The sequence below is a fragment of the Streptomyces atratus genome, from assembly GCF_040655115.1.
Classification (GTDB): domain Bacteria; phylum Actinomycetota; class Actinomycetes; order Streptomycetales; family Streptomycetaceae; genus Streptomyces; species Streptomyces atratus_D.
Window position 1 is genome coordinate 445,394 of sequence record NZ_JBFAJH010000001.1, and the last position, 13,381, is coordinate 458,774.

General features: G+C 69.8%; 10 protein-coding genes. 7 read left to right on the forward strand and 3 right to left on the reverse strand.

The features are described 5' to 3' along the window. The first annotated feature begins 72 nt into the window (after positions 1-72). From AB0I23_RS02055 to serA, 4 genes are all read left to right on the forward strand, one after another. Positions 73-1,929, forward strand: coding sequence for an acetolactate synthase large subunit (locus tag AB0I23_RS02055; RefSeq protein WP_359105988.1), 1,857 nt, complete (start codon positions 73-75; stop codon positions 1,927-1,929). Between the two features lie 22 nt (positions 1,930-1,951). Beyond that, positions 1,952-2,479 (forward strand): acetolactate synthase small subunit, encoded by a 528-nt coding sequence (gene ilvN, locus AB0I23_RS02060; RefSeq protein WP_266981212.1) that lies wholly within the window; start codon positions 1,952-1,954, stop codon positions 2,477-2,479. Between the two features lie 101 nt (positions 2,480-2,580). Continuing rightward, positions 2,581-3,582 (forward strand): ketol-acid reductoisomerase, encoded by a 1,002-nt coding sequence (ilvC, locus tag AB0I23_RS02065; protein ID WP_359105990.1) that lies wholly within the window; start codon positions 2,581-2,583, stop codon positions 3,580-3,582. A gap of 273 nt (positions 3,583-3,855) precedes the next feature. Further along, positions 3,856-5,448 carry a phosphoglycerate dehydrogenase gene (serA, locus tag AB0I23_RS02070; RefSeq protein ID WP_359105992.1) on the forward strand — a complete coding sequence of 531 codons (1,593 nt, stop codon included), beginning with the start codon at positions 3,856-3,858 and terminating at the stop codon, positions 5,446-5,448. A 249-nt stretch (positions 5,449-5,697) separates the two neighbouring features. Here the strand turns inward: serA and AB0I23_RS02075 are convergent, their stop codons facing one another. Both AB0I23_RS02075 and AB0I23_RS02080 read right to left on the reverse strand, forming a co-directional pair. Further along, complete coding sequence (locus tag AB0I23_RS02075) at positions 5,698-6,645, reverse strand: helix-turn-helix domain-containing protein (RefSeq protein WP_359105994.1); 948 nt, start codon at positions 6,643-6,645, stop codon at positions 5,698-5,700. A 598-nt stretch (positions 6,646-7,243) separates the two neighbouring features. Continuing rightward, on the reverse strand, positions 7,244-8,668 hold the full coding sequence (locus AB0I23_RS02080; protein WP_359105996.1) for a PLP-dependent aminotransferase family protein: 1,425 nt from the start codon (positions 8,666-8,668) through the stop codon (positions 7,244-7,246). A 47-nt stretch (positions 8,669-8,715) separates the two neighbouring features. On the opposite strand from AB0I23_RS02080, the gene AB0I23_RS02085 reads away from it, so the two are divergent. Further along, entirely contained in the window at positions 8,716-9,198 is a 483-nt protein-coding gene (locus AB0I23_RS02085; RefSeq protein WP_359105998.1) for a carboxymuconolactone decarboxylase family protein, read from the forward strand. Between the two features lie 13 nt (positions 9,199-9,211). On the opposite strand, the gene AB0I23_RS02090 is transcribed toward AB0I23_RS02085, so the two are convergent. Continuing rightward, complete coding sequence (locus AB0I23_RS02090) at positions 9,212-10,360, reverse strand: PucR family transcriptional regulator (protein ID WP_359106000.1); 1,149 nt, start codon at positions 10,358-10,360, stop codon at positions 9,212-9,214. A gap of 182 nt (positions 10,361-10,542) precedes the next feature. Between AB0I23_RS02090 and AB0I23_RS02095 the strand changes: the two genes are divergently transcribed. Then, the gene (locus AB0I23_RS02095; RefSeq protein WP_359106002.1) at positions 10,543-11,469 is read left to right on the forward strand and encodes a proline dehydrogenase family protein; all 927 of its coding nucleotides are present in this window, start codon (positions 10,543-10,545) and stop codon (positions 11,467-11,469) included. 51 nt (positions 11,470-11,520) lie between these two features. Continuing rightward, positions 11,521-13,152 (forward strand): L-glutamate gamma-semialdehyde dehydrogenase, encoded by a 1,632-nt coding sequence (gene pruA, locus AB0I23_RS02100; protein WP_359106004.1) that lies wholly within the window; start codon positions 11,521-11,523, stop codon positions 13,150-13,152. The last annotated feature ends 229 nt before the right edge of the window (positions 13,153-13,381 follow it).

Consider the following 13,381-nt stretch of genomic DNA (forward strand, 5'->3'; position numbering starts at 1 on the left):
ATGGCACGAGGGGTTTTTTGTTGTACTGGCACACCTCAAAACCCCGCAAAAACCCTCAGCTTCGAGAAGAGAATGCCGATGACCGAGCAGGCCACCGGGGCCCACCATCCCCAGCCGCGGGCCCGTAGCGGCGGATCGTCCCCCGCCACCGTTGAGCACGTCACGGGTGCGCAGTCCCTCATCCGGTCTCTTGAGGAGGTGGGGGCCGACACGGTATTCGGCATTCCCGGCGGCGCCATCCTTCCGGCGTACGACCCGATGATGGACTCCACCCGGGTCCGTCATGTGCTGGTCCGCCACGAGCAGGGCGCGGGCCACGCCGCCACCGGCTACGCGCAGGCCACCGGCAAGGTCGGTGTCTGCATGGCCACCTCGGGCCCCGGCGCCACCAACCTGGTCACCCCGATCGCCGACGCGCACATGGACTCCGTCCCGCTGGTCGCGATCACCGGTCAGGTCGCCTCGAAGGCGATCGGTACGGACGCCTTCCAGGAAGCCGACATCTGCGGCATCACGATGCCGGTCACCAAGCACAACTTCCTGGTCACCCGCGCCGAGGACATCCCGCACACGATCGCCGAGGCCTTCCACATCGCCTCCACCGGCCGTCCGGGCCCCGTCCTCGTCGACATCGCCAAGGACGCCCTGCAGGCGCGGACCACGTTCAGCTGGCCGCCGACCCAGGACCTGCCCGGCTACCGCCCGGTCACCAAGCCGCACGCCAAGCAGATCCGCGAGGCCGCCAAGCTCATCACCCAGGCCAAACGCCCGGTGCTGTACGTCGGCGGTGGCGTCATGAAGGCCGGGGCCACCGCCGAGCTGAAGGTGCTCGCCGAGCTCACCGGAGCGCCCGTCACCACCACCCTGATGGCGCTCGGTTCGTTCCCCGACAGCCACCCGCTGCACGTGGGAATGCCGGGCATGCACGGTGCGGTCACCGCCGTCACCGCGCTGCAGAAGGCCGACCTGATCGTCGCCCTCGGAGCCCGTTTCGACGACCGCGTCACCGGCAAGCTGGACAGCTTCGCTCCGTACGCAAAGATCGTCCACGCCGACATCGACCCGGCGGAGATCGGCAAGAACCGCGTCGCCGACGTGCCGATCGTCGGTGACGCCCGCGAGGTCATCGCCGACCTCGTCCAGGCGGTCCAGGCGGAGCACGCCGACGGTCACGTCGGCGACTACTCCGCCTGGTGGAAGGACCTCAACCGCTGGCGCGAGACCTACCCGGTCGGCTACGACCTGCCGGAGGACGGCAGCCTCTCGCCGCAGCAGGTCATCCAGCGCATCGGCGAGCTCGCCCCCGAGGACACGATCTTCGCGGCGGGCGTCGGCCAGCACCAGATGTGGGCCTCGCACTTCATCCAGTACGAGAAGCCCGCCACCTGGCTGAACTCCGGCGGCGCCGGAACGATGGGCTACGCGGTCCCGGCCGCGATGGGCGCGAAGGCCGGCATGCCGGACCGTACGGTCTGGGCGATCGACGGCGACGGCTGCTTCCAGATGACCAATCAGGAACTGACCACCTGCGCGCTCAACAACATCCCGATCAAGGTCGCGATCATCAACAACGGCGCGCTCGGGATGGTCCGCCAGTGGCAGACCCTGTTCTACAACCAGCGGTACTCCAACACCGTGCTGCACTCCGGCGCCGACACCGAGGGCACCCCGGCGAAGGGCACCCGGGTCCCGGACTTCGTCAAGCTGTCCGAGGCCATGGGCTGCCACGCGATCCGCTGCGAGGACCCGGCCGACCTGGACAAGGTCATCGCCGAGGCCAACTCCATCAACGACCGCCCCGTCGTGATCGACTTCATCGTCCACGAGGACGCCATGGTCTGGCCGATGGTCGCCGCCGGCACCTCCAACGACGAGGTCATGGCCGCCCGCGGCGTCCGCCCCGACTTCGGCGACAACGAAGACGACTGAGAGACAGAGAGAGACCGACTCCATGTCCAGCAAGCACACGCTCTCCGTCCTGGTCGAGAACAAGCCCGGTGTCCTCGCCCGGATCACGGCCCTGTTCTCCCGCCGCGGCTTCAATATCGACTCCCTCGCGGTCGGTACCACCGAGCATCCCGACATCTCCCGCATCACCATCGTCGTGAATGTCGAGGACCTGCCGCTCGAGCAGGTGACCAAGCAGCTCAACAAGCTGGTCAACGTACTGAAGATCGTCGAACTCGAGCCCTCCGCTGCGATCCAGCGTGAGCTCGTCCTGGTGAAGGTCCGCGCCGACAACGAGACCCGCTCCCAGATCGTCGAGATCGTTCAGCTGTTCCGCGCCAAGACCGTGGACGTCTCTCCGGAGGCCGTCACGATCGAGGCGACCGGCGGCGCCGACAAGCTGGAGGCCATGCTCAAGATGCTGGAGCAGTACGGCATCAAGGAGCTCGTCCAGTCCGGCACCATCGCCATAGGGCGCGGTGCGCGCTCGATCACCGACCGTTCCCTGCGCGCACTCGACCGTACGGCCTAGCCGCCACCCCCTCGCCGCTCGCATGGCGAGACCCGAGAACGTTTATGACGCACCCCGCCGTACGGTGGGACGCAACACCTGCACACCAAGGAGAAGACCCAGTGGCCGAGCTGTTCTACGACGACGATGCCGACCTGTCCATCATCCAGGGCCGCAAGGTCGCGGTCATCGGCTACGGCAGCCAGGGCCACGCCCACGCGCTGTCGCTGCGTGACTCGGGTGTCGACGTCCGGGTGGGTCTGCACGAGGGCTCCAAGTCCAAGGCCAAGGCCGAGGAGCAGGGCCTGCGCGTGGTGACCCCGTCGGAGGCCGCCGCGGAGGCCGACGTCATCATGATCCTCGTCCCGGACCCGATCCAGGCCCAGGTCTACGAGGAGTCCATCAAGGACAACCTCAAGGACGGCGACGCGCTGTTCTTCGGCCACGGTCTGAACATCCGGTTCGACTTCATCAAGCCGCCGGCCAACGTCGACGTCTGCATGGTCGCCCCGAAGGGGCCGGGCCACCTCGTCCGCCGTCAGTACGAGGAGGGCCGCGGCGTCCCGTGCATCGTGGCCGTCGAGCAGGACGCCTCGGGCAACGGCCTGGCGCTCGCCCTCTCGTACGCGAAGGGCATCGGCGGTACCCGCGCCGGCGTCATCAAGACGACCTTCACCGAGGAGACCGAGACCGACCTGTTCGGTGAGCAGGCCGTCCTCTGCGGTGGCACCGCCGCTCTGGTCAAGGCCGGTTTCGAGACCCTGACCGAGGCCGGGTACCAGCCGGAGATCGCGTACTTCGAGTGCCTCCACGAGCTGAAGCTCATCGTCGACCTCATGTACGAGGGCGGCCTGGAGAAGATGCGCTGGTCCATCTCGGAGACCGCCGAGTGGGGCGACTACGTCACCGGCCCGCGGATCATCACGGACGCCACCAAGGCCGAGATGAAGAAGGTCCTCGCCGAGATCCAGGACGGCACCTTCGCGAAGAACTGGATGGCCGAGTACCACAACGGTCTGCCCAGGTACAACGAGTACAAGAAGGCCGACAGCGACCACCTGCTGGAGACCACCGGCCGTGAGCTGCGCAAGCTCATGAGCTGGGTCAACGACGAGGACGCGTAAGTCCTTCGCCGCGGGGCGGGTCTTCGGACCCGCCCCGCGGCGTATCCGTCGCAACACCGCTGGAAGAAGCGGCGTCGTACGTGTGTACAAGTAGTCGTCCAGCCCCGTGTGGGTGATCCTTCCAACGGGGCGCAGAATGCGCCCTCGCGCATGACTACACTTCTCCACATACACGCGTCAGGCCCACAGTGTCGTGCGTCTTCCACGCGGCAAGCACCTCCACCGCCTGCGGCCGTCGGGACGGCCGTCCGCACTGGACCTGTGAGGACTCACGTGAGCTCGAAACCTGTCGTACTCATTGCTGAAGAGCTGTCGCCTGCCACGGTTGACGCCCTGGGCCCGGACTTCGACATCCGGCACTGCAACGGCGCGGACCGCGCCGAGCTCCTCCCCGCGATCGCCGATGTCGACGCCATCCTGGTGCGTTCCGCCACCAAGGTCGACGCCGAGGCCATCGCCACCGCGAAGAAGCTGAGGGTCGTCGCCCGCGCGGGCGTCGGTCTGGACAATGTCGACGTGTCCGCGGCCACCAAGGCCGGTGTGATGGTCGTCAACGCCCCGACCTCCAACATCGTCACCGCCGCCGAGCTGGCCTGCGGACTGCTCGTCGCCACCGCGCGCAACATCCCCCAGGCCAACACCGCCCTCAAGAACGGCGAGTGGAAGCGCTCCAAGTACACCGGCGTCGAGCTGAGCGAGAAGACCCTCGGTGTCGTCGGCCTCGGCCGCATCGGTGTCCTGGTCGCGCAGCGCATGTCGGCCTTCGGCATGAAGATCGTCGCGTACGACCCCTACGTGCAGCCGGCCCGCGCCGCGCAGATGGGCGTCAAGCTCCTCGCGCTGGACGAGCTGCTCGAAGTCTCCGACTTCATCACCGTGCACCTGCCCAAGACCCCCGAGACGCTCGGTCTGATCGGCAACGAGGCGCTGCACAAGGTGAAGCCCTCGGTGCGGATCGTCAACGCCGCGCGCGGTGGCATCGTCGACGAGGAGGCGCTCGCCTCCGCCCTCAAGGAGGGCCGCGTCGCCGGCGCCGGTCTGGACGTGTACACGAAGGAGCCCTGCACGGACTCCCCGCTGTTCCAGTTCGACCAGGTCGTCTGCACTCCGCATCTCGGCGCCTCCACCGACGAGGCCCAGGAGAAGGCGGGCATCGCGGTCGCCAAGTCGGTGCGCCTCGCGCTGGCCGGTGAGCTCGTGCCGGACGCGGTCAACGTCCAGGGCGGCGTCATCGCCGAGGACGTACGTCCCGGGCTGCCCCTCGCCGAGAAGCTCGGCCGTATCTTCACCGCGCTCGCGGGCGAGGTCGCGGCCCGCCTCGATGTCGAGGTGTACGGCGAGATCACCCAGCACGACGTCAAGGTGCTCGAGCTCTCCGCGCTCAAGGGTGTCTTCGAGGACGTCGTCGACGAGACCGTGTCGTATGTCAACGCCCCGCTCTTCGCGCAGGAGCGCGGTGTCGAGGTCCGCCTCACCACCAGCTCCGAGTCGCCGGACCACCGCAATGTGGTGACCGTCCGCGGCACGCTCGCCGACGGCGAGGAGGTCGCGGTCTCCGGTACGCTGGCCGGGCCCAAGCACCTTCAGAAGATCGTCGCGATCGGTGAGCACGATGTGGACCTGGCGCTCGCCGACCACATGGTCGTCCTTCGCTACGAGGACCGTCCCGGCGTCGTCGGCACGGTCGGCAAGATCCTCGGCGAGGCCGGGCTGAACATCGCTGGCATGCAGGTCTCGCGCGCGGCCGCGGGCGGCGAGGCGTTGGTCGTGCTCACCGTCGACGACAACGTCCCGCAGACGGTCCTCAGCGAGATCGCCGAGGAGATCGGCGCGACCTCGGCCCGTTCGGTCAACCTCACCGACTGATTCCGCCGCTTTCTCAGCCGCACCCGGAATACGGGCGTCCTGCGCGGACGTCTGCATGCCGGGTGCGCTGCTGTCGTGGGACGCCCTCAGGATCTGCCCGAAGGCGCCGAGCGACGGCTGCTGGAGAAGGGGTCCGGGCGGACGACGGCCCCATGCCCTCAGGAGACCGCGCCGTCCGCGCGGGATCCGACGGACGGCCTCAGGGCGATCCTCGGAGGCGGCCCGTCCTGCCCGGGAGGCGATGACCTCCTACGCGTGGTCCGGTTCGGTGATCCAGCCCATGTCCCGCGCGTACCAGCCCAGCTGGAAACGGGTCGTCGCCCCGGCCCGCACCATCAGCCGCTTGATCCGGCGCTGAACCGTGCGTGCAGACGCGCCCAGCCGCTGCGCTATCGCCTCGTCGGTCAGCCCGCCGAGCATCAGCGCCAGCACCGCCGTGTCGTCGCCGCCGCGCGCCTCGGCGAGCATCGGCCGCGAACGTGCCCAGGTCTGCTCGAAGAGTCCCACCAGGGCGTTGACGATCCCGGAGGCGTGGACGATCACCGCCCGGTCGTGCAGTCGCTCCGGGTCGTCGTGCAGCGGCAGCAGGGCGCGCTCGCGGTCGATGATCAGCAGTTTGGTCGGCACCTCCTTGCTGATCCTGACGTCCACACCCTGCTCGATGCCGTCGTACACCTCGTCCGGATCCCAGTGCGCGGCCACCTCGTCGGCCACCAGCCGGGCCCGCACACCGCGCGCCAGAGCCATCGCGTCCGCGTCGTTCTCCCGGGACGACACCGCCACCGGCCGGCCCTTCATCAGACAGAGCAACTCGTCGCGGGCGCCCTGCTGAAGCTGGAGGAAGCGGTGTGCGATCGTGTCGCGGCCGTGCAGCACCTCCACCGCGCCGCCGTCGTTGCGCCGCCCGGTCGCCTCCCGGTACGCACCGTCCAGCTCGGTGATCTCGCCCGCGAGATTGCGCAGTTCGTCCTGACGTATCGCCAGCAAGGCGCCCAGCGCCACGGACGGCGGCGCGGGCTCCCACACGTCGTCGCTCCCCGGGGCGCGTCGCACGGTGACCAGCCCCGAGCGGCGTAATGCCCTCAACGCCATTACGACCTCCGGCAGTTCGGCGCCGCAGCCCTCCGCCACACCCTTCGCGGTGAGCGGTCCGGCCGCCACCAGCGCACGGTAGACCCTCTCCCCGCCCTGTGACATCCCCAGCGTCCCCAGCACAGCTCCCCGCCCCTCCGTTACGCCCCGGCATCGTTCCGATGTGTCCGATTCCGTGCCCCCCGAGGCCGCCTTCCCGACCGGACTGTCGAGTTCCTGCCCATGACAGGGTTACGCCGTCCCGCGCCATTGTCGCAGCCCGTAGCCAACCGTAAGCATCGGCGTCACCGAGATTCATCCGCTCACCGAGAGGGCTTGTCATGGGGAGACGTCGTATCCGTCGGGTGGCTGCAACAGCGACCTCCGCCCTGATCACGGGAGTGCTGCCGCACTTCCTGCCACAGCCGTCACCGCGGACGACCCCGAGGTGTTGGCCGGTTCGGGCACCGCAGCACCCGCTTACGTCCGAGGTCTTGACGACTCGAGCGCGGCCAACGTGCGCTCGGCGACGAACCCCGCGGACACCGCCCGCACGCACTCGGCCCGTCATGACGACGCCTACCACGTCGCCGGTCTCGACGTGACCGTGGACACCACGGATGTCGTGACCTGTGCCACGCCGGCGGGCATGTGTGAGTTGGCACCACTGAAGGCCGGGCCGGGTCCGTCCCCGCGGGCCCGGCCCGGTCACGCGCGGCCCCGGTCAGACGGAGGGCGGCGGAAGGGCACGGCACAGTGCCGCCAGGGCCGCGCCGTACGCATGGTCCGGCGGCGTCGCATAGCCCACGACCAGGCCGTCCTCGGCGGGCATCGTGGCGGCTGGATGCCGGAAGTCGGCGAGCGGGTCCAGAGCGAGCCCCTGCCAGGCGGCAGCCTTGACGGTGGAGCGTTCGGTGCCGGGTGGCAGCCGCAGAACGGCGTGCAGACCTGCCGCGATGCCGGTGGGCGCGATGTGCGGGGCGTGTTCGGAGAGGACGGCGACCAGCTGGTCGCGGCGGCGCCGGTAGCGCTGCCGCATCCGGCGGATGTGCCGGTCGTAGTGGCCGGACTCGATGAACTCGGCAAGGGCGAGCTGGTCCAGGACGCTCGCCCAGCCCTCACGTTCGCCCTTGGCAGCCAGTACGGCGTCGACGAGATGTCCGGGAAGCACCATCCAGCCCAGCCGGACCGCGGGGGAGAGGCACTTGCCGACGGAGCCGAGGTGGACGACCCGGTCCGGGTCGAGCCCCTGGAGGGCGCCGACCGGTTCGCGGTCGTAGCGGAACTCCCCGTCGTAGTCGTCCTCCAGGACCAGCCCGCCGCGGGTGCGCGCCCAGTCGACGGTGGCCGTCCGCCGCTGCGGGTGCAGCGGACCACCCGTCGGGAACTGATGGGCCGGGGTGAGCAGCACACTCCGCACGCCCGCCAGGCCGGTCAACTCGCCCGTGCGTGCCCCGTGTTCGTCGAGCGTCAGCGGGACCGTACGCACCGAGGCGGCAGCCAGCAGGGAGCGGTGGAAACCGAGTCCGTACGACTCCACCGCCAGCGGTCCGCGCAGCACCCCGCCACCGAACAGCAGCCGCAGCGCATGCGCGAAGCCGGAGCAGATAACGATCCGTTCGGGCCCACAGCGCACCCCTCGGGCGCGCGCAAGATAGCCGGCCAGTGCCCGGCGCAGCTCGATCCGGCCCTGCGGATCACCGGGCCCGAAGGCGTTGTCGGGTGCCGCGTTCACGGCGCGGCGGGAGGCGGCCAGCCAGGGTGTACGGGGGAAGGAGCCGGCGTCCGGCTGGCCCTGCCGGAGGTTGTGCACGGGCGGGGCCGGGCGGGTCGGCGCCCTCTTCGGGACGCGGGCCGGGGCGACCGGGGCGGCGCGGTGCGCGACACGGGTGCCGGAGCCCTGCCGGGCGGTCAGCCAGCCCTCGGCGACCAGCTCGGCATAGGCGTCGGCGACGGTGTTGCGGGCCAGACCGAGGTCGGCGGCGAGCGAGCGGTAGGGCGGCAGCCGGGTGCCCGGGACCAGCCGGCCCTCCCGTACGGCGTCCCGCAGCGCACGGATGAGAACGGTCCGGCGGCTGCCGGGACCGGCCAGCTCCAACAGCAGGTCGCTGCCGATCCGCTCCGCCGAATTGACCCATGATTCCGCCATGAAAATGCACCCTATGCGAGGTCGCCCGGTTCCGTAGCGTAATGGTCATGACGAACGACAACGCGGTCACCCGTACCCCCCGGATCAACTTCGCCAAGGCCGCGCCGAAGGCGTTCAAGGCGCTCATCGGCTTCGACGCCGCCGCCCGCCAGGACCTGGACCCCGCCCTCGTCGAGCTGGTCCAGATCAGGTCCTCCCAGCTCAACGGCTGCGCGTACTGCCTCCATATGCACACCACGGACGCCCGCAAGGCCGGTGAGAGCGAGGAGCGGCTGCACATGGTCGCCGTCTGGCCGGAGGCCGCGCACTTCTTCACCGAGAAGGAGCAGGCGGCGCTCGCCCTCACCGAGGCCGTCACCCTGGTCTCCAGGGGCGGCGTCCCGGACGAGGTCTACGCCCGCGCGGCCGCCCACTTCGAGGAGGCCGAACTGGCCGGGCTGCTCGCCCTGATCTTCACGATCAACACCTGGAACCGCATCGCGCTGAGCACCGCCAAGGTGGCCGGCACGGACGAGCGGGTGGCGCACTGAGCGCGCTCGGGGTTCAGAGCCGGGCACCCTTCAGCGCCATGTGCAGCAGCAGCCGGTCCTCGCCGTCGTTGAGGTCCAGGCCGGTGAGCTGCTCGACCCGGGACAACCGGTAGTACAGCGTCTGGCGGTGGATGCCCAGCCCGGCCGCCGTCCGGCTCGCCTGGCCGGCGCAGTCGAGGAACACCTCGGCGGTGCGGGCCAGTTCGGCGTGGGGCGGGGTGAGCAGCGTCCGGACGGTGAGATCCGGGGCAGTGTCCGCGGTCGGCGGGAGGGCGGTCAGCAGACGGTACGGGCCGATGGCCGACCATTCGGCGACCGGGCCGAGGCGGGACTCCGCGGCCGCCGCGCGGGCTGCGGCCGCGGCCTCGTGCCAGGCCGCGGCCAGTTCCGGCAGGCCGCGGCGGGGGAGTCCGATTCCGGCGGTCGCCGTGCGGTCCGCGGCGGTCCGCAGCCGGTCCGCGGCCGAGACAGCCGGGTCGAGCACATCGGAGGAGCGCAGCCGGACCAGCGCTGCCAGCGACAGGGTGCCCGCCCGCGCCGGTGACGGGACGGTGGACAGCGCCGCGGCCGACGGCACCGTGCGGGCCGATGGCATCTCGTCCGGCCACGGCGTCACACAGACCACCGCGTGCAGGCCGTCCGCATCCGGGCCCAGCGCCTCCCGGAGCGCGGCGACCGCCATGTCGCGCTGCCAGCCCCGCCCGGCGGTGAGCACCGCACCGAACTCCCGTGACAGATCCGTGCCGGCCCGTGCCTCCTCGGAGAGCAGCGCCCCGATCCGGGCCGCCACGTCCATCGCCGCGGTCAGCTGCTCGTCGGTCGGGCCGGGGTCCGCGTCGAGCAGCCATACGTAACCGAGCACGACACCCCGATGGCGTACCGGCAGACAGATCCGGCCCCGGAACACACCCGCCTCCGGGGCGGCCGGGATCCGGACGGGGCCGGTGGCACGGGCGATGCCGAAGCCCTCGAACCAGGCACGGATCGCCGGGGTGGAGCGCCGGGTCAGGATCGACCGGGTGCGGACCGGGTCCATCGCCGTGTCGTCGTCACTGTCGTGCGCCCCGAAGGCGACCAGGCCGAAGTCCCGGTTCTCCAGTGTGGCGGGGACGCCGAGCAGCGCGGAGATCTCGTCGACCAGCTCCTGGTAATCGCCCTTCACCCGGCCATTCTCGCACTCCCTTCAGACATGTGTCTGAGATCCAGTGCACGGATGCGTGACAGCTGTCGATGGCACAGGATCGGGGAGATCCTTAGATTTCACGGTGGTTCTCCGTGCTGTACCGGTCTGATTCAGTTCCTGCCGATACGGCCCTCGTTCATACCTTCCGTTGGAGGTGCCCCGTGCTGGCTCCCGTGATTCTCGCTGCGTCGCGCAGTGACAAGATGCGCCGATTCATTTCGGCCGCCCCGGGGACCAAGCAGGTCGTCGCCCGGTTCATCGCCGGTGAGACGGTCGAGCAGGTTGTCCCGATCATCAAGGACGCCACCGGGAAGGGCCTGGAGGTCACCCTCGATGTCGTGGGCGAGGACATCACCACGCCGGAGCAGGCCACCGCCGCGCGCGACGCCTACCTGGAGCTGATCGACCGCCTCAAGGACCTCGGCCTGGGCACCAGGGCCGAGATGTCCGTCAAACTGTCGATGTTCGGCCAAGCGCTGGAGGGCGGCCACGAGATGGCGCTCGCCAATGTCCGCCCGGTCGTCGAGGCCGCCGCGGCGATCGGCACCACGGTCACCCTGGACGCCGAGGACCACACCACCCTCGACTCGATGTTCGCCATCCACGAGGAGCTGCGGAAGGGCTACCCGCAGACCGGCTGTGTCATCCAGGCGTACCTGTTCCGCACCGAGGACGACGCCCGACGCCTCGCCGCCGCGGGCAGCCGCGTCCGCATCGTGAAGGGCGCCTACAAGGAGCCCGCCTCCGTCGCGTACCAGGACAAGGCCGAGATCGACAAGGCGTACGTCCGCATCCTGAGGATCCTGATGGACGGCGAGGGCTACCCGATGATCGGATCCCACGACCCGAGGCTGATTGCCATCAGCCAGGAGCTGGCACGCAAGGCCGGGCGCAAACTGGATGAGTACGAGTTCCAGATGCTGTACGGGATCCGCAGCGACGAGCACGTCCGGCTCGCGGCGGAGGGGCACCGGATGCGTGTCTACACCGCGTACGGCACCGACTGGTACGGCTACTTCATGCGCCGCCTCGCGGAGAAGCCGGCCAACCTGCTGTTCTTCGCCCGCTCCATCCTCACCAAGGGCTGACCCGCCCGCCCCGCTGCCCCCACCCCGCTGAAGCAAGGAGACAAGGCACTCATGGACGCTGTGACCCAGGTCCCCGCGCCGGTCAACGAGCCGGTCCACTCCTACGCCCCGGGCTCCCCGGAGCGTGCCCGCCTGGAGGTGAAGCTCAAGGAGCTCGCCGAGAACCCGATCGACCTGCCGATGACCATCGGCGGCGAGAAGCGGATGGGCGGCGGCGAGCGCTTCGACGTCGTGCAGCCGCACAACCACAAGGCCGTCATCGGTACCTTCGCCGGCGCCACCGAGCAGGACGCCCAGGGCGCGATCGACGCCGCACTCGCCGCCGCCCCGGCGTGGCGTGCGATGTCCTTCGACGACCGCGCCGCGATCATCCTGCGCGCCGCCGAGCTGCTGTCCGGTCCCTGGCGCGAGACGCTGGCCGCGTCCACGATGCTCGGCCAGTCGAAGACCGCCCAGCAGGCCGAGATCGACACCCCCTGTGAGCTCGTCGACTTCTGGCGCTTCAACGTGCACTACGCGCGCCAGATCCTCGCCGAGCAGCCCCCGGCCAACTCGCCGGGCGTGTGGAACCGCATGGACCACCGTCCGCTGGAGGGCTTCGTCTACGCGATCACGCCGTTCAACTTCACGGCCATCGCGGGCAACCTGCCCACCGCCCCCGCCCTCATGGGCAACGTCGTCGTGTGGAAGCCGTCCCCGACGCAGACCCACTCCGCCGTGCTGCTGATGCAGCTGCTGGAGGAGGCCGGTCTGCCCAAGGGCGTCATCAACCTGGTGACCGGCGACGGCATCGCCGTCTCCGAGGTCGCCCTGAACCACCGCGACCTGGCCGGTATCCACTTCACCGGCTCGACCCCGACCTTCCAGCACCTCTGGAAGACGGTCGGTAACAACATCGCCAACTACCGCACCTATCCGCGTCTGGTCGGCGAGACCGGCGGCAAGGACTTCGTCGTCGCCCACCCGTCGGCCGACCACGCCGTCCTGAAGACCGCGCTGACCCGTGGCTCCTTCGAGTTCCAGGGCCAGAAGTGCTCGGCCTCCTCCCGCGCGTACGTCCCGGCCTCCATCTGGAACTCCGGTTTCAAGGAGAAGTTCGCGGCCGAGGTCGACTCCATCACCATGGGTGACGTCACCGACCTGTCGAACTTCATCGGTGCCGTCATCGACGAGCGCTCGTTCGCCAAGAACAAGGCCGCGATCGACCGCGCCACGTCGGACCCGTCCTGCACGATCATCGCGGGCGGCACGTACGACGACTCGGTGGGCTACTTCGTCCGCCCGACCGTCATCGAGTGCAGCGACCCTTCGAACGAGGTCTTCACGACCGAGTACTTCGGCCCGATCCTCGCCGTGCACGTCTACGAGGACGACACGTACGACGAGATGCTGGAGCAGATGGAGTCGGTCTCCGACTACGCGCTGACCGGTTCCGTCATCGCGAACGACCGCGCCGCTGCCGCGCACACGATGGAGAAGCTGCGGTACGCCGCGGGCAACTTCTACATCAACGACAAGTCGACCGGCGCCGTCGTCGGCCAGCAGCCCTTCGGAGGCGGCCGTGCCTCGGGTACGAACGACAAGGCGGGCGCCCCGCAGAACCTGCAGCGCTGGACGCTGACCCGCGCCATCAAGGAGACGCTGGTCCCGCCGACCGACTACACCTACCCCCACCAGGGCTGACGCCCTCGGGGTGCGGCACTCCCGCACCCCGCCACAAGTCCCGCCCCCGTCCGGCTCCCCCCAGCCGGACGGGGGCGGATTCCATGACCGGCGCGTACGCGTCAGTACAGGAACCGATTCACCACGGCCCGGTCGGCGTCGCCGGCTCTGCCGTAGAACTCCAGCACCCCGTGGTGGTAGCCGGCGAACTGCTCGCGGACCTGAGAGCGTGGAGCCCGTTCATGGGGCC